Origin of the sequence: Bacillus sp. FSL R5-0593 (assembly GCF_038603755.1) — a bacterium.
Lineage (GTDB): Bacteria > Bacillota > Bacilli > Bacillales > Bacillaceae > Bacillus > Bacillus velezensis.
On sequence record NZ_CP152011.1, the window covers coordinates 3853809 to 3878496 of the forward strand.

Genomic DNA, 24688 nt, shown 5'->3' on the forward strand with positions numbered 1-24688 from the left:
GCGCGACTCTCTTTTTCATCGCGCTATTTCCGAAAGATTAATAGGCTTCAGACGTTGTTTTTGCCTGCATATGAAGAATCAGATAGTCAGGTCCTCCTGCTTTTGAATCGGTTCCTGACATATTGAAGCCGCCGAACGGCTGGTATCCGACAATCGCTCCCGTACAGCCGCGGTTGAAGTATAGATTTCCGACGTGAAAATCTTCGCGGGCGCGTTCAATGTGCGCGCGGGTTTTTGATAACAGAGCGCCCGTCAGTCCGTAATCGGTATTATTGGCAATCTCAAGCATATGGTCGAAATCACGGGCTTTTGAGATCGCGACGACCGGCCCGAAAATTTCCTCCTTCATCAGGCGGGCGTTTTCATCAACATCCGCAAAAATGGTCGGCTGAATAAAGTATCCTTTTGAATCATCACCTTCGCCTCCCGTCAGGAGTTTTCCTTCTGTTTTGCCGATTTCGATATAACTCATGACTTTATTATAAGATGCTTCGTGGATGACTGGCCCCATGTATGTATCAAAATCTTCCGGACTTCCGACAGTGAGTGATTTTGTTAAAGCGACGGCTTTTTCAACAACTTCATCATAGACGTCCTGATGGATGACCGCACGGGAACCGGCTGAACATTTTTGGCCTGAGAATCCGAAGGCGGAATACACGATTGAGGAAGCGGCAAGATCAAGATCAGCATCTCTGTCTACAAGCACCGTATCTTTCCCTCCCATTTCGGCAATGACCCGTTTCAGCCACTTTTGGCCCGGCTGTACTTTTGCGGCGCGTTCATAAATACGGCATCCAACCGCGCGGGAACCTGTAAACGACACAAATCTCGTCTTCGGATGCTCAACCAGATAGTCGCCGATTTCTCCTCCGTCGCCCGGTATGAATTGGAGCACGCCGTCCGGCAGGCCCGCTTCTTTCATCACTTCAACGAATTTCGCCGCCACGACAGGCGCCGCATCCGCCGGTTTCAGCAGTATCGTGTTGCCTGTTACGATGGCTGCCGCCGCCGTTCCCGCCATGATCGCAAGCGGGAAGTTGAATGGAGAAATGACGATTCCCACCCCAAGCGGCTCATAGTGATACTGATTATATTCTCCGTCACGGCTCTTTACAGGAGAACCGTCTTTCAGTTTCAGCATCTGACGGGCGTAATACTCTAAAAAGTCGATCGCTTCCGCCGTATCCGCATCCGCTTCCTTCCACGGTTTTCCCGCTTCTTTCACTAGATACGCGGAGAATTCGTGCTTTCTTCTGCGGATGATCGCCGCCGCTTTAAACAGCACATTCGCGCGGTGTTCCGGCCGTACTTTTTTCCATGTTTGAAATGCCTGCAGCGCAGCCTGCATGGCCTTTTCCGCAAGTTCTTTTCCGGCGGCCGATACAGAACCGATCACTTCTTTTTTATCTGCCGGATTGACGGAAATGATCTTTTTATCCGTTTCAATCGCTTCACCGTTGATAATAAGCGGATAATGCTTGCCGAGCTGTGAATTCACATAAGCCAGCGCTTCCTGAAACGATTGTTTATTTGTCTCTTCCTGAAAATTTGTAAATGGTTCGTGTGCGTATGAAACTGTCATTAGAATTCCTCCCCGTATTTTGTAATGTGTGCTCACGCTTTATGATGATGCAAGAAGCATACCAGCATAGCAATTTGTGATAAAAATAAGAAAATCTTTGCCGAAAGCGGACGAAGCTTGTCCGAATCTGTCAGCTGTAATCTGAAAACGCAAAGAAATTTTGCGATCCGCTATATAACTGATGCAAAATCTCTTTGCGGATAACACTTATACCCAGCCGCGGAACCGGGCCGCTTCAGCCGACTTTCTGATGCCCGTCATATAGGCGGCTAAACGCATATCGACTTTGTGGGTATGCGCTGTCTGATAAATGGATTCAAACGAATTCACCATGACGCTGCGCAGTTTTCCGGCGACTTCCTCCTCAGACCAGTAAAAGCCTTGATTATTTTGCACCCATTCAAAATAAGACACCGTCACGCCGCCGGCGCTTGCCAAAATATCCGGCACGAGAAGCACGCCTCTTTCATTCAGAATTTTCGTGGCATCTATCGTTGTCGGGCCGTTTGCCGCCTCCACAATGATTGAGGCTTTAATGTGATGGGCGTTTTCAGCCGTAATCTGATTGGAGATTGCGGCGGGCACGAGAATATCACAGTCCTTTTCCAGCAGCTCCCTGTTCGTTATGACATCCGAGAAGAGATTCGTCACCGTGCCGAAGCTGTCCCGCTTATCCAGCAGGTAATCAATGTCAAGGCCGTCAGGGTCATACAAAGCGCCGTGGGCGTCTGAGATGCCGATCACCTTGGCACCGGCGTCATGCATAAATTTAGCGAGAAAGCTCCCCGCATTTCCGAACCCCTGAATGATGATCCGCGCATTTTCCAATGGAATCCCTTTTTTCTTAACGGCTTCCTCAATACAAATCGTGACGCCTTGCGCGGTCGCCGTCTCCCGCCCCTGTGAACCGCCGAGAACGATCGGTTTGCCCGTAATGAATCCCGGTGAATCAAATTCTCTCAGGCGGCTGTATTCGTCCATCATCCATGCCATAATCTGCGAGTTGGTATATACGTCGGGAGCCGGAATATCCTTTGTCGGACCGACGATCTGGCTGATCGCACGCACATATCCGCGGCTCAGCCGTTCCAGCTCTCCGAATGACATCGTCCGCGGATCACAGATGATGCCGCCTTTTCCGCCCCCGTAAGGAAGATTTGTGATGCCGCATTTTAAAGTCATCCAGATGGAAAGCGCCTTAACCTCTTCTTCACTGACTTCCGGATGAAACCGCACGCCCCCTTTTGTCGGGCCGACTGCGTCATTATGCTGTGAGCGGTAGCCCGTGAAAACCTGTACTGAGCCATTGTCCATTTTGACAGGGATGCGGACGGTTAAAAGCCGCATCGGCTCTTTCATCAGTTCATACATATTGTCAGGATAGCCCAGTTTGCGCAGGGCTTCTTTTATGATCGATTGTGTTGACAAGAACAAATTAAGAACTTCTTTTTCTTCATCTTTCTGATTGCTTTTAGAAAGCGGGTTGGCTGACATGTTTTATCACCTCATCGTATTTTACGTGTAAGCTTCAATTACCGGCAGAACAAAATGTAAGCGCTTTTACACCAAAACCCATCAATCCCTTTCACATTGTCGTTACGCCCTTTTTATATGCAAGATTCATGCCAGGTTTTTTGCGCATAAAAAAAGAGGCTGTTGTCAGCCTCTTTCATCCTGGATTAACGCGGGTCAATAACCAGCTTTGTTTCGGCATAAAGACTGCCGGCCCCCAAACCGTTTACGTAATCGCCTTTAATTGTATACGCGCCCGCGCGCGGAAGGTTTTTACGCACCAGGACGAGATTGTATTCAGACGCGCCCAATAAGTCAAGGGTAAGCGGAAGTCTGACCGTTTTTCCGTAGTTGAGAATTTGCGTTTCTTTCAGTGTTCTTCCGTTTACAGAGTCCCTCACAGTGGCGTTGAACCCGTCAGGAAATTGAAATTCAACGGCGCCGACGGCAAGCAGCGCATTCGGCTTGTATGTGACTTCAATATCAGACGTCGCGTATTCTTTCGTACTATTGACGGTTTTCGCTTCAATAACGGCAGATTGGGCGTTCGCATGAAAAGATGGCAAGAACACAGATGAAAATACCGCAGCACTGATGAGAAAGGCCGAAAATGATTTTCTTTTTAACATCATGAATTCCTCCAGATCATATGGGATTCAGAGCGTCCTCTGCCGGAAAAGCGTGTCTGATGATTCCATTCGCGAATTGGGTTTCTCTTTTCCTGAGAATAATCTACCACCTTTATCCATGGAAGTAAATTATTTTTTGGAATATTCTATCATTTATTTTTCACGAGATGAATCAGCACAAAAAACGAAGACATCCGCTGTCTTCGTCTTGTGCGCTATCGGTGAGCCGTCTGCCAGTCAAATCCGATGGTGTCATCATTCCACGGGATTCTTTTTTCGTCAGGCTGATCCGGATTGTAGGACATTGTCGTGAAATAAATAATGGTCAGCGGGGTTTCACCCAGCACTCTGTACCCGTGTGCGACGCCTTTGGGAATGAGAAGGAGCATCGGATTGTCTTCTCCCATGTAGTAGACATCCGTTTCTCCCTTGGTTGCAGACTCTTCGCGAAGGTCATGCAGCACGACCTGGGCGTGGCCCGTCGGAAAAAACCATAGGTCATCCTGTTTCTCATGATAGTGAAACGCTTTAATGACGCCGGGATAGCTTTTGGACCAGGAAGCCTGCCCGAAACGCTCTAAGAGATGTTCATCGTCACGGACGAGTTCTGAGAAAAAACCCCGGTCATCGCTGTGTTTGATCAGCTTTTTGATTTTTACGCCTTCGATCACTTGCACTGTCCCTCCCTTTGTAAATAATCATGCAGCGCTTCCCGCCAATGCCTCATGCCGAGCCCCTGCCGTTCAATCGACTCAAGACTCAACACCGAGTAAGCGGGGCGCGGCGTCTCATTTCCGTATTCCTCCGTCGTGACGGGCAACACGGCGGCGGTTCTGCCGCTTTCTTCAAAAATAGCCTTGGCAAATTCATACCAGCTGCACACTCCGCTGTTTGCGGCGTGGTATAAGCCCGGCGGCCTGTCAAACAGACCGATCACCGTTTCGGCTAAATCTTTTGTGTACGTCGGCGCCCCGACTTGATCGTTAACGACACGCACCTGATCATGTGTATCCGCAAGTTTCAGCATCGTATTGACAAAGTTGTGCCCGCCGCTGCCGTACACCCACGATGTTCTGATAATGGTGTGGTTTTTCCCCGTTAACCGGATCAGTTCTTCGCCGAGTTTTTTGCTTTTTCCGTAAATCGTGCCCGGATCTGCGGGATCATCGGTCTGGTATGGCCGTGTTCCTTTGCCGCTGAAGACGTAATCGGTGCTGATGTGAATGAATTTCGCGCCGGTGTTTTCAGCCTCAAGCGCGGCATAATAAGCGCCGATTCCGTTTATTAAATACGCTTTGTCGAGCTCCGTTTCACATTTGTCAACGGAGGTGTATGCCGCCGTATTGACGACGATATCCGGCTTGTAATGGCTGAACGAGTGCCGCACCGAACGCTGGTCAGATATGTTCATCATCGCTTTTGTCAAGGCGATCACTTCATACCCTTCCTGCTTCAGCTGGCGGCATAACTCCCGCCCCAGCTGGCCGGCCGCTCCGGTTACTAATACCTTCGTCAATCGGATCCCCTTCTTTCCGATTAGTCTTGGCTGTCTGTATACCAGCGAATGGTTCTTCTCATTCCTTCTTCAAATGTGACGTCCTGCCGCCATCCCAGCTCATTTTTCAGCTTTGAAGCATTGATGGCGTAACGGCGGTCATGCCCTTTTCTGTCTTCGACATGAGCAAACCGTTCCTCGACACCGAGCTCCTTCATGATAAATGACGCAAGCTCTTTATTCGTCCGTTCATTTCCTCCGCCGATATTGTAAATGTCACCGAGTGTTCCTTTTTCCAGCACGAGCTTAATGGCGCGGCAATGATCTTCGGCAAACAGCCAGTCTCTGATCTGCATCCCGTCGCCGTACAGCGGAACCGGCGTGCCGTTTACGGCATGCCTGATAATGGTCGGAATCATTTTCTCGTGATGCTGGTACGGCCCGTAATTGTTGCTGCATCTCGTAATGATGGCTGGAAGCTTATGGGTTCTCACATAAGACATGACGAGCAGGTCTGAGCTTGCCTTGCTGGCCGAATACGGGTTGTTCGGAGAAAGCGGCGTCGTCTCCGTAAAAGCGGGATCATCCGGCGCCAAATCTCCGTACACCTCATCTGTGGAAATGTGAATCAGCCTGCCGGCTTTTCCCTGTAACACCGCGTCCGCCAGTCGGTATGTGCCCATCACATTTGTTGTGATGAACGGCTCTGCCTGATTTATGCTTCTGTCCACATGGGATTCAGCCGCAAAATGAATGACAGCGTCATACATTTGGGAAAAGACTTTGTCAATGTCCTCTTTTTCAGAAATGTCACCTTTGATAAAACGGAAACGGCCGTTCTTTTTTAAGGCTTCTATTTCAAGCGGCCTGCTTGCATACGTGAGATTATCCAGGACGGTAATCTGCGCGTCCGTTTCTTTCAGCATCATCTTTGTAAAAGTAAGGCCGATAAATCCGGCGCCCCCTGTAATTAAATATGATTTTGGCATGATTAATGCTCCTGTCCTTTCTGTAATGCCTGATGCGCCAGGCTTCCGGCGAGGTAGAGCGATTCATGCGTGCCCGCATCCACCCACCAGCCCGTTAACACATCATACGTCAGCTCACTTTGTTCAATGTATAAATTATTGACATCCGTAATTTCCAGTTCGCCGCGTTTTGAAGGGGAAATTTGTTCAATATAGGAAAACACTTCTGCGTCGTACATGTAGATCCCTGTGACGCATAGTCTGGTCGGCGGCTGCTCCGGCTTTTCAACGATCGACTTGATCCGTTTGTTTTTCTCATCAATCTCGGCGATGCCGAAGCGCTCCGGATCGTCCACTTCTTTCAGCAGCACTTTCGCTCCTTTTCCCTGCTTTGCGAAACGCTCCGTATAAGGTTTTAATGAATCTTCAAAAATATTATCTCCCAAAAGCAGAACGAACGGATCGCGACCTGTAAACCGCTTTGCGTATGATAAACCGTCGGATATGCCGGATGCGGCTGGCTGAACCTGATATGTGATTGAGACGCCGAGCTCTTCTCCGGTTTCGAGAAGTTTATGAAATTGCGGAATATATTCTTTTTGCGTAATCAGCAAGATATCTGTAATCCCCGCTTCTTCCAGCTTCATGACCGACCAGTAAATCATCGGATATGGACCGACAGGGAGTAAATGCTTATTGACCGCTTTTGTCAGCGGCATAAGGCGTGAGCCGGTGCCTCCGGCTAAGATAACACCTTTCACATGAACACTTCCTTACGTGTGGTTTTATCACAAATCATAAAGAATCGCCGCCGCCCGTTTGATGCCCCTGCCGTCAACCAGCGGCTTTCCGTTTTGATGAAGTCCGGTCCGCATCGGATAATCAGCGGCCATGTCAGACATATGCCGTGCGAGAACGTCCGGTGATATGCATTCACCAAGGCCGAGATGAACGGCGGCCCCCCGTGCGGCGAATTTTTCCGCCGTCTCAGTTTGATGCTCCACTTGAGAAAGTACGATACAGGGCACACCTGTACAAATGGTTTCATATAAAGTGATCCCGCCGGACACGACGGCCATATCAGCCCTCGAAAGAAGCGCGGCCATGTCATTTGTCTGCCTTACCATCTCGGCATAAGGCATTTGTGTAAGATGCGCGCGCACGTTATCAGCATGAGGCGCGGCGCCGCCCATGACGATGATCACTCGTTTTCGCTGAATGCCGGGGATGCGGCGGCATGCTTCCATCACTTTAAAGACAAGCTTCTTCGGGTCGCTTCCTCCTAATGAGACCAATATGGTCCGGCATTCTTTTCTCAGCTGATAAAGCTGTTTGGCTTTTTCAAAACCCGGATGAAGAATCATATACTCCGGGCCTTCATATACAGCGGCGCTGCCCATTTGGACCGTCCGGCTTTTCAGCCCGCCGTAAATGCCGTTTATAACGGCATCGCATAAATGAATGACATGTTCCCGTTTTTCTTCAAATAAGACGATGCGTGCCGATGAATGATTTTTGACTTCCTCTAACCAGTCACACGGCATCTCGAGCAGATCGAATATAAGAAGGTCAGGAGCCTGCCTGTTTATTTCCCGGACAATAAATTCCTTCTGTCCCTTGTCAGGCTTGATGATCACTTCCCATTGGTCAGAAGACAGATAAGAAGACAGATAAGAAGAAGCCTCTTTATTTGTGCAGAACGTTATTGAGCAATTGTTCTTAATGACACCGGCAAGCAGCTTCATCCGGACCGCGTGCCCCATGCCGATGTCACGGCCCCCGTCAGCGAAAATCAGAACCCGCATGCTAATCAGCCTCTTTTTGCCGGATCATTTGATTAATGGCCCTGAGCTCCGGATCACGATTCAGCAGATGGATCAATTCTTTTGCCGGAATATCAGGACGCGAGCCCGCTTTTACGTACAGCTCGCGGGCCAGCCTGTAGTCCTCTTCTGTATCGACGGTCATCCGCAAGTGAGGAGCCCGGAGTTCCTGCGGGGGCTCAGGAAAGAGAAGCCGGTACCTCTCAGGAGATTCTCTTATTAAAAGCGTGACATGTTCCTGGTATTTGTCCGCCAGCGTTTTGTCGGCATTGATCTCCGTTAAAAGTCGCGCGTTTACCGCCTCGCCGCCGATGCCGAGCGGTGTACCGCAGATATACGTGTAGTCCGCGTGCTGATCTAAATGCGATTGAATCAGAAAATCAAGCAGTGAAGGGTCGACAAACGGGTTATCCCCCGTCAGTCTGACTGCGATGTCCGGTTTTACTCGTTCGATGACTTGTGCAAACCGGTCAAGCACGCGCTGCTCGCTGCCGCGGTGCACACGGTAGTTCTTGCTGAGGCAGTGCGCAGACAAAATGTCGTCGGTCTTGCTGTCAGACGCGGCGACGATCAGATTATCCCGCGATTGATCATAATACGCGCTTTGCCGAACCCTTTTGACAATCATATCGAGAATCGTATACCCGCCGATCGGTTTCAGCACTTTGCCGGGAAGACGCCCGCTTCCCATCCGCGCCTGAATGATAAACAAAATGTCAGTCATCATATGGGCTGCCTTTCGTCAAAAGGTCATCCCAAGTGATGCCCGTGTCAGCGGGGATATCCCTGACCGCACGCGTCCCGTCAGTTAAAAGTTCAAAATATCTCGGGTGGAGCCCCTGCGGTTTTTGGCCGGGACGAAGGACGGCAAGGTTTTCCGCCGTAAAACATTCGCCTTTTTGAATCGGCGCTGTTGAAAAAATGCCTCTGTAAGCGAACCTTCTGATATCTCCTTCAATCGGTGTCGTGGTTTTATGGGAGCTTCCCGACAGCACTTCCGGCACCGAAGCGTGATGCCCCTGCCGCAGCTCCGCTTCAACTGAGCGGATCGCCGCAACCATTTGTTTTAATTCATCCGGATTGAGGGCGAAGGAGTGATCAGCACCGGGCAGGTTTTTATCGATCGTAAAATGCTTTTCAATCAGTTTCGCTCCGAGCCTGACCGCCGCGCACGGCACATCATACGGATGGGCGCTGTGATCGGAGAAACCGATCACTGCATCCGGGAATGCGGCGGCAAGCATGGGAATGACGCTCAGATTGCTGTATTCAGGCGGCGCGGGATATTTCGCCACACAATGCATGATCGCAATTTCTTTGTTCCCCTCGCCGGTAATGGTTTGATAAGCCTCCTGAATATCTGAAATATCAGCGCCCGCGGTGGAGAAGATAATCGGGGTCTTCAGCCCCGCGACATATTTCAATAACGGCAGATGGTTCAGCTCGTAGGAGGCGATTTTAAAAGCTGAAGGGGAAGTCGCATACAGTAAGTCGGCAGAGCCTTCGTCACATACCGTGCTTAAAAACAGCACGCCTTTTTTCTTACAATATTCAAGCAGCGGTTCGATCCACTCAGCGGGCATTTCCATTGATTGCACTAAAGAAAATATCGAGACGTCTTTTCCCGCAGCGGTTTTGTACAAGCCGGGGTCTTTCTGATACATTTTGTCAGCCTGAAACATTTGGAACTTGACCGCGTCCGCGCCGGCCTCACTGGCCGCATCTATCAATTCAAACGCCTGGCTCAGTTTTCCGTCATGATTAATTCCAGCTTCGGCGATGATGAATACGGGCGAACCTTCGCCGATTGACTTCGTTCCGATTTGGCATGATGCCATCAGTCCGCCTCCTTCCCGGGCCACACATGATAGTAGTAATAGGACGCATCCGCTTTAAATCCCATTCTTTCATACAGGCGGATGGCTCTTACATTGTGGAGCTGCGTTCCCGCTGATACAGTCTTATGCTGAAAGCGCAATGATTGTTCAATAATGTGCGCCGCTAAATGGAATCCCGCTCCTTTCCCTTCAAAGCCCGGCTTTACCGCCATCAGATCAAGGACGAATTCATCGCCTTTAGACAGCCCCTGAATAAAGCCCACGGTCTCTCCCTTATATGTGGCGGCGAATTGTAACGAAGCTCTGCCTTCCGCGTTATTCCGCGCCCACTCTTCAAACAGGCGGTTTGCACTTTCATAGCTGAGGCGGGGATCTTGGTAATACCTGCTTTTTGTAAAGGCGTCGCGGGCCAGCCGGCTGATCGCTTCCGTGTCGCCGGGTCCGGCTTCTGTAATCTCAAACGGCGGTGTGCTGTTATATACACGCACCGGACTGACGAGCTTGAGCAGACTCCCTACAAAATAAGCGTTCGGAAGCTGCTGAACGACCTGCATCGCGCCGATATCTTCAGCCGGTATTTTAATAAATATAAAATCAGTGCCGTCCGCCCGCCTTGCCGCGTAAAATTCCTGAAACAGCCTTTTGAGCTGTCCGGCGCTGTTTGCGGCTGCAAGCTTCACATTGATGATATTTTTTCGGAACAATTGACTTTCCCACGAAGAGTTTTCATATAAAATCACGCCTTGAAGGCTGTTTTCTTCCAATAAACAGAGCGACGATTCATAGGCTTCCGGCTGAATGCCCTTCTGATGCAGGAAGGTATGAATCATGTCCTGCGCAAGATTTTCCCTCAGTCTGTACACCTAATCAGCCCCTTTGACGATATCCGTAACGGCTGCAATGACGTATTCAACGTCGTCATCTGTCATTGACGGATAAAGAGGGAGTGACACGGTGCGGTGATAATACGCTGCAGCGGCCGGAAAGTCAGTCTCCTTATACCCGTACGTTTTTTGATAATACGGATGGAACGGAACCGGAATAAAATGAACACTTGTACCGATATTATATTGGTCTTTTAAAGCGGAAATCAGATCGTTCCGGCTGACCCCGGCCTCCTGCTCCTCTATTTGAAGAACATACAGATGCCATGCATGCCGCCCGTCATCACTGACATGCGGGATGGTCAGCCCTTTCATGTGTCTGAAGGCGTCCTGGTAGCGGCTCGCAATGTCGGCTCTTCTTTGCTGCATGCTGTCAATCCGTTTCAGCTGATGAAGCCCAAGCGCTGCCTGAAGATCAAACATATTCATTTTATAGCCGGGCGTTTCGACCTCGTAGTACCAGCTTCCGTTTGAAGAATAGCGGTTCCACGCGCCTTTGCTCATGCCGTGAAGGCTGAGCACCCTGATCTGATCGGCGAGCCCGTCATCGTCCGTCGTCAGCATGCCGCCTTCACCGGTTGCCAGGTTTTTTGTCGCGTAGAAGCTGAATGCCGTCGCATCGCCGATTGATCCGATCATTTTCTGTTTATACGTGGTATACACGGCATGTGCGGCATCCTCTAAGACAAATAACTGATGCTTTTCGGCAATGGCCAGAATCTGATCCATATCACACGACTGGCCGGCGAAATGAACGGGTACAATCGCTTTTGTCCGCGGGGTGACGGCCGCCTCAATTTTTTTAGGGTCCGCATTCAGCGAAAGCGGATCGATGTCAACAAACACCGGAACGGCGCCTGTGTGCACGATTGTATTGGCCGTTGAACTGAACGTCACGGCAGACGTGATGACCTCGTCGCCGGGACCGATCCCTTTCGCTTTCAGGGCCAAAAACAAAGCGGCGGTACATGAGTTCAGCGCGATCGCGTGCTTTGCCCCCGTCCAGGCGGCAAAGGCTTTTTCAAACGCCTCTACTTTCGGTCCCTTTGAAAGCCAGCCCGATTCAAGCGTATCAATAACCTCCTGAATTTCGTCCTTCCCGATCATGGGCAATGAATAGGGAAGAAAAGCTGATCTTTTTTGCACCATTTTCTTTGCGCTCCTATCTTTTTTATGAAGGGTCAACCCGTCTGAAGCTGACTCCGGTTTTTTCCTGAAGCACTTGGCATAAAGCGGCAAGCGAATCCTGAACCGGGTAGTTCGCGGCGACAAAAGCACGGCGCGCCTGTTCCGCTTTTTGATATTCTGCGGGGCTTTCGCATATCCGGATTAATTCCTGAGCAAGTGCCTGCGGGTCCTCAAAAACAAATTCTCCAAGTGAATGATAATAAGGGTATCGGCGGGTTCCCGCTGATTTTCCGATCAGCACGGGCTTTTGAAACAGCATCGCTTCAAGACCGACCGTTGATGTCTGTGTCACCGCAGCGTCAACATAAGGGAGAATATCATACAGCTCCATCTCTTTTTTGATGATTTTTCCTGCTTTATATTTCCGCAGCACCTGATTGTAAACATCCAGCTTGTTTTTGCCGATTTCCCACGGATGCGGTTTAATAATGAGCTGCATGTTCTTTTGGCCGGCAAGCTCTTCAAGCACGCCCGTATAAAATTCATCAGAAAACGGCTGCGTGGCGATCAGCACCGTCCGCTTTGACGGGAGAAAAGAAAGTTTGCGGTAAAACGTGTCCTGATCTATCGGCTCTCTTGAGAAAATCTCGTCGAAACGGGGATGCCCCGTAATGATGATTTGTTCATCCCTGCAGCCTTTTGCTTTATACCACTCCGCTTCATAAGCCCCGAATACGGCCTGATAGTCCGTAAATACGGGCAGAAACGCTTCATCTCCCATGAGCGCTCCGTGCTGCAGACAGATGCTGACGGCGTTTTTTTTCGCGGACATCAGCGCCAGCACACGGCTGTAAATATCCTCCGTCGTGCCGACTACAACGGCGGAAATCTTCTCGGCCGTAAACAAAATATCAACGGCGTCAATCGCTTCAATAAATAATGGAATGTCTTTATACAAACGTTCCTGAAATTCTCTGTTTCCGAAAGCGGGATGGCTGTGAAGCTCTTTCAAAATGGAATGGGCTTTTTCAATATAAGGGACGGGATTCCCTTTTTGCTCCATTCCCGTCAGCTCCAATTTGCAGATAACGGGCAGCCCGTAATGGTCAGGCAGACTCCATCTGGCCAGTACCGCTGTTTTTGCCGGATCAAACTGCCGGTAGTTTCCCTCGGTGAACCGAAGATGATCGAAATGCAGAATGACCTTTCCGTTTACCGGTTTCTCATCTGTTTTCTTAATGTTTTGCCTTTTTTGATCATAATATGGCTGTATACCGGCTTCAGAAATATGCTGATCAGCCGGACCGAAAAGCTCTGGGTTCTGCTCCATGCTCTCCCGAAGCGCCGGACTGATATATTGATAAAAATTACTGATCAATGCGAGCGGGATGTCTTTGTAGCGAAGTGACTGAAAAAGGTCAATATACTGCCGGTACAGCACCCAATAGTTCGCTAAGTATGCCGACAAGCCCTCACCCCTTTCCAAGCTTTTTTAATGATTCCCTCAGCTCCCGGCACGTGGTCTGCTGCGGAAGGCTGTTCACAAACTCGTTTTTCTCCGCCGCGAAAAGCTGATAATGGATGGATTGATCGGTAATATAATTGATATCAAGCTCCTCAGAAATCGGGTAAAACGGATAAAAATGATTCACTCTCCAGAAGAAACGGGCGTCACCAATCCGGTAAAACGCCGGGCTTTCATCCCAATAGGAACCGAATGCCGATTTGACCTGTTCCAGCACGGAAAACCGGTGCATGACCGAACAATGGTCAATGGCGCACGGCGCGTTCCACACGATCCGTTCGGCGGGCCTGGCCGTCTCCTTCACCGTCTCTTTCCGCTGATTCAGATGATAGGTTTTGGAACTTGAATACACGACGGCTTTTTCCGGGTCTTCATCAAGCTCTTTCACCATTTTCTCAAGCCGTTCCGGCACATACGTGTTGTCGTCGGTCGCATACGTCACGTACTCGCCCTCCGCCATTTCTATTGCCTGATTAATCAAGGCGGCGTAGCGTGTTTTTTCCGTTCTTTCTTTGACGCCCGATACATCGCTTTGATAAAACCGGATGCGGTCATCCGTGAGAAAAGGACGTATTTCCGCCAATGTCGCTTCATTTGAGTTGTCATCCATAATGAACAGCTCAAAGTCCGTAAACGTCTGAGACAAAATACTTTTAATAGAGCGGGCCACATAGTCACTTTTGTTATAGCTCGTCATGATCACTGACACTTTAGGCAACTCGTCACCCCCTTTTCGCACCTGAAACTACCGCTATCATATGTTCCTTATGCGGAAGATGCGCTAGGAATACAGACTATTATGTGAAAAGTCAGCATTGCGCGCACAAAAAAAGCCGGCTCTGATGTCCGGACTCATTGGAGCGTATTTTCTTTTTTCGCATAAATCTTTCTTTGGGCTCATATGGTGGAATAGATAAAAACAGCAGCCGCTCTGTCGGCTGTCTGATACTTGTCAGGAGGTTTCAGCATCAAGAGGTTTTCATCAAAGGAGGAAAAATATGAAACCGAAAAAGAATCAATATCAGCAAATGCAAGGGATGGGGATGGGAATGGATATGCAAGGATACCAGCCGCAGCTCGGGCCTAATCCTTATCCGCAGCCTCAGGGCCAAGGATCACAAATGATGCCGATGCAGCAGCAAATGACAATGCCGATGCAGCAAGGCCAGCAGAGCTTCGGCGGGGGGTTCCCCGGCCAGCCGCAGCAGCAGGGCGGCGGCAGCTTTCAGATTCCGTCAGGTCCATCATCGTCACAAAACGTTCCCGGCATGCTGCCGATTGAAGAGTCATACATTGAAAATATTCTGCGGTTGAACCGGGGCAAAACGGCGACGATTTATATGACATTTGAAAACAGCAAAGAATGGAATTCAAAGATTTTCCGCGGTGTGATTCAGGCGGCGGGACGTGACCATATCATCATCAGCGATCCGAAAACGGGCACCCGCTATCTGCTTCTGACCATTTACCTTGATTACATCACGTTTGATGAGGAAATCGCTTATACTTATCCGTACTCCATGTCTTCTTATTCTCCGAGATAAATCAAAAAGCCAATCGCTCACTTGACAGAGGATTGGCTTTTTTTCTTTATAAATATTTGACGGCCGCGACGATAATCATAATCCAAGAGATGATAAACGCCACGCCGCCGAGCGGTGTAATCGCGCCTAGAATGGAAATCTGCGTCACGCTCAATACGTACAGGCTTCCTGAAAACAGAACGATGCCCGCAAACATCAGCCAGCCCGCAACAGAAACACTGCCTGCGCCAGAAAGCTTTTCGGCCAAAAACGCGACAGCCAGAAGACCGAGCGCGTGATACATATGATATTGCACACCTGTGTGCCACACCTGTAAATATTTATCGGGGATTTTCCCTTCAAGCCCATGCGCGCCGAAAGCGCCCAGCGCCACGGCCAATAAAGCGTTAATCGCACCAAGAATAATAAACACTTTCATCTATTTTTCTCCCGCCTTTTCGTTAAAGTTTCCAATTCAATCATAACCCAACATCGGCAAAATTCAACGTCCGCCGTCCGATGACACGAGATTGTCGGATTTTTTCTTTTTGATAAGCTGGATTCGGTCAATCGCTATCGCCAGCAGCGTCCCGAGCACAAGACCGTTGCTTAAGAGCGAAATCAGTATCGGATGCATTCCCGATAACGCGCTCTCCGGCACAAACATCACACCGACTCCCGTCAGGAGCGCCAGACCGATAATGGAACGGATTCGTTTTTGCTCCGCTTTCTCATAAGAGTCAAACTCCGTAAAGGCAAGACCCGCCATCGTGGAGAAAACGACGAAGTTTACCGCAAAGCCGACCGGTGAGGGCAGACTCGCAAACGCATTCATAAATAGCGGGATCATACTGATGATCACGACAAATACACTTCCCAAAAGAAACGGCTTTTTCGAAGGAAGCTTCGTCGTCTCAATAAAACCGGCCGCCCCTGAAATCGGCACAGGCGCAATGCCCCCTGACAGTCCGCTCAAAAGGTGGCTGATCGAAGCCGCAAACCCAGCCGGACGCTCACGCCGTTTCCCGACGGTGCCGCCGAATTTTTTCACCGCCGCTTCTACAACCCGGATGCTCGCGAGCATGTTGACAATCAAAAGCACGGTAATGAAGAGTGATGTAATAATCAGGCCGCTGTCAAACACGGGTTTTCCAAACGGAAAAAGAGCCGGCAGCTGAATCACGCGGTCCGGTATTTGAATCGGTTTGGCAGCGCCGAAGACGGCGAATAAGATCCATCCGCCGGCAAGCGAAAGGAGAATCGCATACTGTCTTAAGAACGTAACATTCGATCGGGACATGATGAACATCGCCGCCGTCACAACCATGGCGAGCCCGAATACAAGGCCGTCGACGCTGTTTTTTAAATAGCCGATGCCCAAAAGGCCTTTCACAATCGGCTGACTCAGCTGCATGACCAACAGCAGCAGATACACACCGGTCACAACCGGCGTAAACAGCACGGCCAGCCGTTCAATCACTTTAAAAAGGCTGAACAAAAAGAAAAAGACAGCGCTTAATAACAGCGCCCCCTGCAGCGCCCGCAGCGTCTCGCCGAATGTCGCAAACACCGTGCCAGTCAGTCCGCCGTAAATCGTGTATACGCCCCACCATAAGCCTGCCGGGCTTTCATTAATCGGCAGACGATGTCCCTGGAGACATTGGATGACCGCGGCGACGCCAAGCACAAAAAATGTGCTCTGAATCAATGCGGCAGAATCGGCATGGTTCAAGTGAAATGATTGTGCGATGGCGACAGGAACTACAATCGCAGCCGCAATCATAAATGCCGTCCATTGCAAACCCCCGAGTATCAGTTTCAAGTCAATCAACCTCTCCTGTTAAAAATCGAAAATGGAATCCCCGTTTCCGTCTTCCTCACGTTCGTCTTTCGCTTTTTTCTGATATTGGTTCAGCCCGGCGCTGCCCATCATTTTTTCAAGCAGCAGCGGGTCTGTCGAAGGAGACGCGGAAGGTTTCGGCGCCGCTTTCGGAATCGGATTCTGCACAGGCGCCAGAGCGGTGTGCGTCTGAGTGCCGAGCACGACATCACACAGAGAGCGGATGGCGGCCGCGTGCATTTTGACCTCCTCGGTGCGGGTCGCCGTTTTCGCCTGCCTCAGTTCTTCTTCCATCTTCTGAATCAAAGCAGAGATATGTATGTTCATGAGTAAATCCTCCAGCAGTAATTTGTCTTCTTCCTGCATTTTATCAAATTTCTGAGCGAATCGCAGAATTGAGTTTGTTATTTTTTCTGACGGCATACCGCCCGGAACGTCAAAAAAGACGCTTCCGCCGGGCGGAAGCGCCTCAAAAAAACCGTTTATTGCGGCAGGTCGGGGATGCACCAATCGATCGGCTGCTCCCCCATTTTTTCAAGGGCGGCGTTTGTACGGGAAAACGGTCTGCTCCCGAAAAAGCCGTTCCTTGCCGAAAACGGGCTCGGATGAGTCGATTCAATAATAATGTGTTTCGATGTGTCAATGCGCTCTTTTTTCATCTGCGCGTGACGCCCCCATAGGATAAAGACAATCGGCTTCTCTCTTTCATTCACCACATCAATGATGCGGTCAGTGAGCCGCTCCCATCCCTTGCCTTTGTGGGAATTGGCCTGACCGCGGCGAACCGTAAGCACTGTGTTTAACAAAAGCACTCCCTGCTTCGCCCAGCTGACGAGCGATCCGTGGTTCGGTACGGAGCAGCCGATATCGTCCTGAAGCTCTATGAAAATATTTTTCAAAGACGGCGGCTGTCTGACCCCGGGCTGAACGGAAAAACTAAGCCCGTGCGCCTGTCCTGGCCCGTGATACGGGTCCTGTCCGAGAATGACCGCTTTTACATCCTCATAGGGCGTATAATGCAAGGCGTTAAAAATATCATGGCTGTCAGGATAAATCGTTTGGCTGCTGTATTCTTGTTTCAGCATTTCTCTCAGCTCTTGATAATACGGTTTGTCAAATTCATCTTTCAGCTGATTCCACCAGCTGTCTTTTAAAAGCTGTTTCAAACTGTCCGTCCCCCTTATGAACTGTGCAGTCTTGAATGGACGGGCTTTCCGTCCCACACAATGTCAGTCGGCGCCTCCCGCCTCTTCATGTCCGGCTCTTCAAGAAGAACCGCGAAGTTTTTCGTCGGGAGCTCCCCAAGCCCGTGCTTTTCGCTTAACCGGTCTAAGTACCGCTTCCGTTTGCCGCCGAGATCCGCGGACTGATTGCCGCCTCCCTCAAAAAACGCATATATGACGCTCGCGCAAGGAACACGCTTCACACGGTGCTGTTTCGCGGCGCGCAAATAAAAGTCCCAGTCCCAATAATTATGGACATCCGGATCAAAATACCCTAACGTGTCATGCAGAGAACGCCTGTACATGCTGCCTGACGGAACGTACGTGGAAAATACCCGCATATCCGCATAATCCGCCGTATAGGCGAACGGCTTCCGTGACATCGGATATCTTGTGCCGCCCCGTTCTTCAAATGACACAATTTCCGCGTCAGAATGGACAAAATCCGCATCAGCAAGTGCAGCCGCCATTCTTTCCAAATGGCCCGGCGTAATGAAATCATCATCATCGCACAGCATGATACAATCACCCGACGCTTTTTTCACACCTGCGTTCCGAGCTTCCACATGTCCGGCATTCTGTTCTAAATCAATAATCTGAATCGGCAGATCGCTGTACAGCTGCTTCGCTTGTTCGACCGATTCCCCGGCATCATTTACAATGATCACTTCATAAGGCTTTATGGTCTGCATGGAAATCGACTCCAGCAGCTCACACAAAGCCGGAATCCGATTATACGTGACTATGACAATTGATATATTCATGATCCGCTCCTTCTGCTTTTTCTCATGTTCTATTAAAACATAAAGCGGCGGAGAGATCAGGGGGGATTTTTGATTTCGGCCCATTCAGAAACAAATCCAGGTCATGCCCGCCAGCAAAACGAGAATGATCAGAAGGTCTCCCCAAACAGTGCAGACCGCCTTGGCATTAAGTCTGCCCGCCTCCATGGCGTTCCAAAGTTTTGATTGATAAACAGGCACCAACACCATCGCATAGCATGTGCACAAACAGACGAAAGCCGGCGGGACAAGCGCACATCCATCCTCATCCCAATCATGAATCAGTTCCGGTATACTCACCCCGCTGTCAATGTACAAGTATAATATACCCGCCAGCGGAATGAGCGAACTGATCTGCAGCTCGAAAAGTTTCACTTTCCACTCCCGTGCAAATGAAACAGCCCAAAGCCACCCCAGCGCATAAAATAAGAGAAGGAACAAAATCCCGAAAACAGCAAAAAAAGCGTCTTGCAGCGTGTTCATTACCATAATAAAAAGACTCACAACAGGCAATACGAGAAGCAAGCTGAAAACGGTAAACACGGTAACGGCTATTTGGGCGCACGCGCCGTATATCCACGAACCCAGTCTCATTTCATCACTCCTATATAGAAATTCTATGTATATAGTGAAAAAAATCAGGCAAGTCTCTGCCTGCCTGCGTAAAAACCCAATTTTCCGCAAAACGGAAAACAGACCGTCACAACGGCGCATACTGCCGCAAAACTCGGTGTGACCGCCGAAGGAAACAGCCCAGCCGGAACCAGATTGAACAAAAAGACAAACATAAAACATAGATTCGGCACCATTGAAGCCCATACCGTCCGCTCAGCAAGCTTTTTGCCGCCAGCCCCGAACTCTTTGCCAGCTTGATAGCCGATTTGGAACCAATACAGCACATAACCGATCATGATCAGCCATACTGACACGGAAATCCCTTTCCACAGCGCGTCAACAGCGGGATGAATTCTCCACGCGTGCATCATCGTAATCATCGCCCCCATCACAAAAAGACCGCAGTTGCAGAACAGATAAAAGAGCATAAAAGTCCGCGCGGGCACCGCCGAAGCTTTTTGAAAAGCAGAGATAATCTCAGACGGAGTCCCTACTTCCCGCAGAATAAGCGCCATCGCTTCGCTTTCGGTTTTGCCTTTTTCCAGATGATCACAAATGGCATGATGAATATGGCTTTCGATTTCTTTTAATAATTCACGGCTTCCGGACTTGCCTTCCAGCCCTTTTCTGATTTCCTGCACATAAAGGTCTTTATCCATTCTGCCCGCCCCGCTTCAGCATCCGGTCCATCAGAGCAGAGAACAGATTCCATTCCTTCGTCCGTTCGGCTAGAATGTTTTTTCCTTCATCGGTGATCCGGTAATATTTTCGGTCCGGCCCTTTGGTCTGCTTTTCCCAGTAAGAAGAAATATAGCTTTGGCGTTCAAGCTTATGAAGCGATGGGTACAGCGTGCCTTCCTTCATTTGCAGTTCATTCCCGCTTCTTTTCTCCATTTCTTTCACAAGTTCATACCCGTACATGGGCCGTTCATTCAGCAGCGTCAGCACCAGAATGACCGTGCTTCCCTTTACAAGCTCCCTGTTGAGCATTTATTTTCTCACCCTTACCTAGTATTCTTATGTAGGTATTGTACGCACATCCCCCGCGGCTGTCAAATCATTCCTCCAAGCCTTCCGTATTGTGATCGGAAGAAAATCTAACTATAATGAGATATAAAACACTGATGGAGGCCATTGATATGTCAATGCACAAAGCACTTACTATTGCCGGTTCTGATTCCAGCGGCGGCGCGGGAATTCAGGCCGATTTAAAAACATTTCAAGAAAAAAACGTATACGGAATGACGGCTTTGACCGTGATCGTAGCGATGGATCCGGAGAACAGCTGGGATCATCAAGTATTTCCGATCGATGCCGATACGATTCGCGCACAGCTGGCGACGATTGTTGACGGAATCGGCGTAGACGCCATGAAAACGGGAATGCTCCCTACCGTGGAGATCATAGAGCTTGCGGCGAAAACGATTAAAGAAAAACAGCTGAAGAATGTCGTTATCGATCCTGTCATGGTCTGTAAAGGAGCGAACGAAGTGCTGTATCCGGAGCATGCCGAAGCGCTTCGCACCCAATTGGCGCCTCTGGCAACCGTCATCACGCCAAACCTGTTTGAAGCAAGCCAGCTGAGCGGTATGGATGAATTAAAAACGGTGGAAGACATGAAAGAAGCGGCCAAGAAAATTCACGAACTCGGCGCGAAATATGTATTGATTACAGGCGGAGGCAAATTGAAACATGAAAAAGCGATCGACGTGCTGTATGACGGAGAAACCGCGGAAGTATTAGAAAGCGAAATGATTGATACACCTTACACGCACGGAGCCGGATGCACATTCTCCGCCGCCGTGACGGCAGAACTGGCCAAAGGCGCTGAAGTGAAGGAAGCCATCTACGCGGCAAAAGAATTTATCACCGCGGCAATCAAAGAATCCTTCCCGCTGAACCAATACATCGGACCGACTAAACATTCGGCGATGCGTCTTAACGGAAAATAAAATAAATATCCCCCTCATTACCCGAGGGGGATTATTTCATTTTTTTCGCGGATGACCGCAAAAACATCTCAATAGACTGCACAAACAGCGCATATTCCTTCATCTGTTCATATGTATGCATCAGCCGATCACTCCATTCATTGTGCGGCTCAGCTCTCTTGAGCATGCGATTCAGCTGAAGCAATACTTCTTTATATTCTTCCCGCTTATCTTCCACTTGCTCTGCGGCTTTGACAAGTAAACATTTCGGCGTCATCTTCTGATTTTTCAAAACTGAGAAAACAACTCCTTTTATTCCTGGAATCATAGGCTTCCGTTTGAAGAATAGCACAGATGGCATAGGTTTCACATAAGAAAAAAGAACGATTTTCTACAAAAGTGTCCAAATCGAGCCATTTATTTCCGTTTTTCCTGCCGAAGTGACGGTTACGTCATCATTTCCCGGGAAAGGAAAATATCTGGCGCTGAATACCTCTTCTCCATCATTCAAAAACAATTCAATCGAGGATGCATCCAGAAAGAGCTGCACGGAATGCACCTCGCTGATGGCGCAGCTTCTCTTTTCTTTTTCTTCTCCGCTGAAAGCGGTGCGCTCCAGCACAGCCAGCCCCTCTTCCTGATGAAATATAAACCGGGCCGCGCCCCGAATTGAGATTTCAAAACCGGATTCGCAAGTGATGTCCTCCAGCAGCACTTCAGCCCGGGACGCATCTTTCACCGGGAGGCTTACAGACGAGCAATTCAATTGAAGACGGTGCTTTTGTTCATCCGTGCGGCGTGATTTCATTTCCGAAAGCGGGCGCTGTATGATTCTGCCGTTGGACAGTGACAGCTGTCTCGGCATCGTTAAGCAGTGAATCCAGTGATACGCATGGGTCGGATGTTTGTCCTCATGCTGATCCGGAACGCCCATCCACGCGAACAGAATCCTCCGTCCCTTATCATCTTCCAGCGTCTGCGCCGCATAAAAATCAAATCCTCTGTCAAGCTCCGTAAATTCACCGTGCTTAAATTCTGGCGGCTCTGTATGCAGCCTGCCGAGGAAATAGCCCGCCTGGTGGCTGTTATGATATTTTATCCCGTCGGCTTCAAGCCCCTGCGGACATACGAGCAGCACGTCGGTTCCGTCAAGGGAAAACAAGTCGGGACATTCCCACATATAACCGAATGACCCGAGACCGCCGGAGTCCGCTCCCGCAATCGCACCGAGAAACGTCCAATCCGTCAAGTCCTCTGATGTGAACAACACAGCGCTTCCGGTGAGTTTTTCTGTCTGCGCGCCAAGCACCATGTAATACGCTCCGTCTTTCTTCCAAACCTTCGGATCACGGAAATGAGCGGTATAGCCTTCCGGGAGACGCGCGACAACTCCTTTTTTTTCAAATACGATCCCGTCTTCGGATACGGCGAGGCATTGATACGTTTCCCGATTGCCTTCTCCGTCACGGACATTGCCTGTGTACATCAGGCAGAGCCGCCCGTCTTTTTCGATGGCGCTTCCGGAATAGCAGCCGTTTTTGTCATACCACTCACCCGGCGCAAGCGCGATTTCTTCCTCTTTCCACTCAACGAAATCCTTCGTCGTCACATGCGCCCAAAATTTCGCGCCGTGCCCCGTATGAAATGGCTGCCATTGAAAAAACAAGTGATATACGCCGTTCCATTGGATCACGCCGTTCGGATCATTTAAAAGCCCGACCGGCGGCATAATATGATAGTTCTGGCGGTATGGATCTGACGCGGCTGTTTCTCCCCGCTTCTTTTTCGCTTCCTCAGCCTGCAGGCGCAGCTCTTGATCCGGTGTCCTCATTTGACGGCCTCCTTTTCTTTAGCTCCCATAATGTAAGCGGCAATAAACGCCGAGACAGAGGCGATGCCCATTCCGATCAGATAGTTTATAAGATTTCCTAAACCGAGCGGAGCCGTGATGGCAATCATCGGAATTCCGGTCAGACCGTAGGCATTGGCGGCGACACCGGTCACCACGACATAGGCTCCGCCCAGCGCTCCGCCGATCATTCCCGCGATAAACGGCTTGCGGTATCTTAGGTTCACACCGAAAATGACTGGTTCGGTTACACCGAGAAAAGCGGAAAATGCGGCCGGCAGAGCGATTTCTTTCATTTTCGCTTTTTTCGTCAGGAAAAATACAGCCAGTCCCGCCGCGCCCTGAGCGACATTCGCCATCGACCAGATAGGAAGGATATAGTTTCTGCCCAAATCAGCGATGAGGCCGGCCTCAATCGCATGAAAGCTGTGATGCACACCGGTAAGCACAATAAGCGGATAAAGACCGCCGAAAAGCAGTCCGGCAACAATGCCCGCATGATCATACACATATGTCAGCGAGACGGTAATGCCTGATCCGATCGCCCTGCCAAGCGGACCGATTGCGATAAAGGTGATAAATCCTGTGACAATCACCGTGACAAACGGCGTGACCAATAAATCGAATGCGTGAGGCACAATTTTTCTCGTGCCCTTTTCCACTTTGCTCATAATGTAAACGGCTAACAGTACGGGGATGACCGTCCCTTGGTAGCCGAGCAGCGCAATGTCGAAGCCGAAGAGCTGCATAAAATCAGGCGATGCATCCGCAAGCCCCCACGGATTCAAAAGCGCCGGATGGATCATAATTCCCCCGAGCACGGCACCAAGATAGGCATTACCGCCAAATTCCTTCGCCGCGCTGAACCCGATGAATACGGGCAGGAAGATAAACGCCGCGCTTGAAAACATGTCTAAAAGCTTAAACAGCGATGATTGTTCAGACACCCAGTGAAAAGCCTTCATCATGCCGAGCAGCCCCATTAAAAGTCCGCTTGCCACGATAGCCGGAATGATGGGAACGAATATGTTAGACAGTGTCTTCGCAAATCTTGCGGCCGGATTCAGCTTTTTTTTCGCTGCGTCCTGATGTGTCTCACGATCCTCCCGCCCCAAATCGGCTTCTTTTGAAAAAGCGTCATACACTTTATTCACGAGGCCGGTGCCGAATATAATCTGATATTGCCCCGAGCTGCTGAAAGCCCCTTTTACGCCTTCTATTTCTTCAATGCCGGCCTGGCTGATCTTCTGTTCATCTTGAATGACGAGCCTGAGCCGCGTCGCGCAATGTGTCGCGCTGATGATATTTGATTTCCCTCCGATATGTTTGATAAGCTGTTTTGCCGTTTCTTGATAATTCATGATGTATCCCCCTTTCTAAAATCAAAAAAGACCTAAAATTCGCCAACGAAAAAGGTCAGCATGATCCCTTTTTCATGTACGCAAATTTTAGGTCTTGCCTGCATTACCAGTCACAATCCCGCCGGATTCAGTTTTTTTAATGCGCTTTCATTCTATTTCATGATAGCGCTTTCGTCA

Annotated in this window: 27 protein-coding genes; 2 read left to right on the top strand and 25 right to left on the bottom strand. The window is 49.7% G+C overall.

All coding sequences use genetic code 11. The annotated features are described in order from the left end of the window. Window positions 1-37 precede the first annotated feature (37 nt). The 14 genes from pruA to NYE36_RS19280 all read right to left on the bottom strand — a co-directional run bounded on the left by pruA (window position 38) and on the right by NYE36_RS19280 (window position 14105). Entirely contained in the window at window positions 38-1585 is a 1548-nt protein-coding gene (gene pruA, locus NYE36_RS19215) for an L-glutamate gamma-semialdehyde dehydrogenase (RefSeq protein ID WP_015418463.1), read from the bottom strand. Window positions 1586-1792: 207 nt separating this feature from the next. Beyond that, window positions 1793-3079, bottom strand: a complete 1287-nt coding sequence (locus NYE36_RS19220; protein WP_003150991.1) for a Glu/Leu/Phe/Val dehydrogenase — start codon at window positions 3077-3079, stop codon at window positions 1793-1795. A gap of 185 nt (window positions 3080-3264) precedes the next feature. After that, a complete protein-coding gene (bslB, locus tag NYE36_RS19225) occupies window positions 3265-3726 on the bottom strand; it encodes a biofilm surface layer hydrophobin BslB (RefSeq protein WP_022537147.1) in 462 nt (153 codons plus the stop codon). A gap of 215 nt (window positions 3727-3941) precedes the next feature. After that, window positions 3942-4397, bottom strand: a complete 456-nt coding sequence (locus tag NYE36_RS19230) for a dTDP-4-dehydrorhamnose 3,5-epimerase family protein (RefSeq protein WP_003150986.1) — start codon at window positions 4395-4397, stop codon at window positions 3942-3944. Then, window positions 4394-5242, bottom strand: coding sequence for a dTDP-4-dehydrorhamnose reductase (rfbD, locus tag NYE36_RS19235; protein WP_012118721.1), 849 nt, complete (start codon window positions 5240-5242; stop codon window positions 4394-4396). The genes NYE36_RS19230 and rfbD overlap by 4 nt, the downstream gene beginning before the upstream one ends. A gap of 20 nt (window positions 5243-5262) precedes the next feature. Beyond that, a complete protein-coding gene (gene rfbB / locus NYE36_RS19240; protein WP_007407684.1) occupies window positions 5263-6210 on the bottom strand; it encodes a dTDP-glucose 4,6-dehydratase in 948 nt (315 codons plus the stop codon). Between the two features lie 2 nt (window positions 6211-6212). Next, window positions 6213-6950 carry a sugar phosphate nucleotidyltransferase gene (locus tag NYE36_RS19245; protein WP_113766472.1) on the bottom strand — a complete coding sequence of 246 codons (738 nt, stop codon included), beginning with the start codon at window positions 6948-6950 and terminating at the stop codon, window positions 6213-6215. Window positions 6951-6977: 27 nt separating this feature from the next. Then, on the bottom strand, window positions 6978-7994 hold the full coding sequence (locus tag NYE36_RS19250; RefSeq protein WP_094032577.1) for a glycosyltransferase: 1017 nt from the start codon (window positions 7992-7994) through the stop codon (window positions 6978-6980). A 1-nt stretch (window position 7995) separates the two neighbouring features. Continuing rightward, the gene (locus NYE36_RS19255) at window positions 7996-8736 is read right to left on the bottom strand and encodes a spore coat protein (RefSeq protein ID WP_176428389.1); all 741 of its coding nucleotides are present in this window, start codon (window positions 8734-8736) and stop codon (window positions 7996-7998) included. Beyond that, window positions 8729-9850: an N-acetylneuraminate synthase family protein gene (locus NYE36_RS19260; RefSeq protein WP_047936283.1), complete on the bottom strand. Its 1122-nt coding sequence runs from the start codon at window positions 9848-9850 to the stop codon at window positions 8729-8731. Before NYE36_RS19260 ends, NYE36_RS19255 begins: the two co-directional genes overlap by 8 nt. After that, window positions 9850-10713 (bottom strand): GNAT family N-acetyltransferase, encoded by an 864-nt coding sequence (locus NYE36_RS19265; protein ID WP_094032579.1) that lies wholly within the window; start codon window positions 10711-10713, stop codon window positions 9850-9852. Before NYE36_RS19265 ends, NYE36_RS19260 begins: the two co-directional genes overlap by 1 nt. Beyond that, on the bottom strand, window positions 10714-11883 hold the full coding sequence (locus NYE36_RS19270; protein ID WP_007407691.1) for a DegT/DnrJ/EryC1/StrS family aminotransferase: 1170 nt from the start codon (window positions 11881-11883) through the stop codon (window positions 10714-10716). It lies immediately after the preceding gene. Between the two features lie 22 nt (window positions 11884-11905). Further along, entirely contained in the window at window positions 11906-13330 is a 1425-nt protein-coding gene (locus NYE36_RS19275; protein WP_094032580.1) for a CDP-glycerol glycerophosphotransferase family protein, read from the bottom strand. A 4-nt stretch (window positions 13331-13334) separates the two neighbouring features. Then, window positions 13335-14105, bottom strand: coding sequence for a glycosyltransferase family 2 protein (locus NYE36_RS19280; protein WP_015240806.1), 771 nt, complete (start codon window positions 14103-14105; stop codon window positions 13335-13337). 280 nt (window positions 14106-14385) lie between these two features. Between NYE36_RS19280 and gerQ the strand changes: the two genes are divergently transcribed. Next, window positions 14386-14931 (top strand): spore coat protein GerQ, encoded by a 546-nt coding sequence (gene gerQ, locus NYE36_RS19285; RefSeq protein WP_007614539.1) that lies wholly within the window; start codon window positions 14386-14388, stop codon window positions 14929-14931. 46 nt (window positions 14932-14977) lie between these two features. Here the strand turns inward: gerQ and NYE36_RS19290 are convergent, their stop codons facing one another. From NYE36_RS19290 to NYE36_RS19325, 8 genes are all read right to left on the bottom strand, one after another. Further along, window positions 14978-15349, bottom strand: a complete 372-nt coding sequence (locus NYE36_RS19290) for a DUF423 domain-containing protein (protein ID WP_003150969.1) — start codon at window positions 15347-15349, stop codon at window positions 14978-14980. A 63-nt stretch (window positions 15350-15412) separates the two neighbouring features. Further along, a complete protein-coding gene (locus NYE36_RS19295; protein ID WP_007407695.1) occupies window positions 15413-16732 on the bottom strand; it encodes a purine/pyrimidine permease in 1320 nt (439 codons plus the stop codon). An 18-nt stretch (window positions 16733-16750) separates the two neighbouring features. Then, window positions 16751-17173 carry a YwdI family protein gene (locus tag NYE36_RS19300; protein WP_032868202.1) on the bottom strand — a complete coding sequence of 141 codons (423 nt, stop codon included), beginning with the start codon at window positions 17171-17173 and terminating at the stop codon, window positions 16751-16753. 59 nt (window positions 17174-17232) lie between these two features. Next, a complete protein-coding gene (locus NYE36_RS19305; RefSeq protein ID WP_012118732.1) occupies window positions 17233-17916 on the bottom strand; it encodes a uracil-DNA glycosylase in 684 nt (227 codons plus the stop codon). 14 nt (window positions 17917-17930) lie between these two features. After that, the gene (locus NYE36_RS19310; RefSeq protein ID WP_199022236.1) at window positions 17931-18737 is read right to left on the bottom strand and encodes a glycosyltransferase family 2 protein; all 807 of its coding nucleotides are present in this window, start codon (window positions 18735-18737) and stop codon (window positions 17931-17933) included. Between the two features lie 84 nt (window positions 18738-18821). After that, window positions 18822-19349 carry a hypothetical protein gene (locus tag NYE36_RS19315; RefSeq protein WP_144664808.1) on the bottom strand — a complete coding sequence of 176 codons (528 nt, stop codon included), beginning with the start codon at window positions 19347-19349 and terminating at the stop codon, window positions 18822-18824. A gap of 44 nt (window positions 19350-19393) precedes the next feature. Then, window positions 19394-20029: a permease prefix domain 1-containing protein gene (locus NYE36_RS19320; RefSeq protein ID WP_136396702.1), complete on the bottom strand. Its 636-nt coding sequence runs from the start codon at window positions 20027-20029 to the stop codon at window positions 19394-19396. Beyond that, on the bottom strand, window positions 20022-20360 hold the full coding sequence (locus NYE36_RS19325; protein ID WP_003150960.1) for a PadR family transcriptional regulator: 339 nt from the start codon (window positions 20358-20360) through the stop codon (window positions 20022-20024). The genes NYE36_RS19320 and NYE36_RS19325 overlap by 8 nt, the downstream gene beginning before the upstream one ends. Before the next feature lie 149 nt (window positions 20361-20509). On the opposite strand from NYE36_RS19325, the gene NYE36_RS19330 reads away from it, so the two are divergent. After that, on the top strand, window positions 20510-21322 hold the full coding sequence (locus NYE36_RS19330) for a bifunctional hydroxymethylpyrimidine kinase/phosphomethylpyrimidine kinase (RefSeq protein WP_020958004.1): 813 nt from the start codon (window positions 20510-20512) through the stop codon (window positions 21320-21322). Between the two features lie 31 nt (window positions 21323-21353). On the opposite strand, the gene NYE36_RS19335 is transcribed toward NYE36_RS19330, so the two are convergent. The 3 genes from NYE36_RS19335 to NYE36_RS19345 all read right to left on the bottom strand — a co-directional run bounded on the left by NYE36_RS19335 (window position 21354) and on the right by NYE36_RS19345 (window position 24511). Further along, window positions 21354-21629 carry a hypothetical protein gene (locus NYE36_RS19335; RefSeq protein WP_042635591.1) on the bottom strand — a complete coding sequence of 92 codons (276 nt, stop codon included), beginning with the start codon at window positions 21627-21629 and terminating at the stop codon, window positions 21354-21356. Between the two features lie 63 nt (window positions 21630-21692). After that, complete coding sequence (locus tag NYE36_RS19340) at window positions 21693-23132, bottom strand: sucrose-6-phosphate hydrolase (protein WP_265451096.1); 1440 nt, start codon at window positions 23130-23132, stop codon at window positions 21693-21695. Next, a complete protein-coding gene (locus tag NYE36_RS19345; protein WP_144463827.1) occupies window positions 23129-24511 on the bottom strand; it encodes a sucrose-specific PTS transporter subunit IIBC in 1383 nt (460 codons plus the stop codon). Before NYE36_RS19345 ends, NYE36_RS19340 begins: the two co-directional genes overlap by 4 nt. Between the last annotated feature and the right edge of the window lie 177 nt (window positions 24512-24688).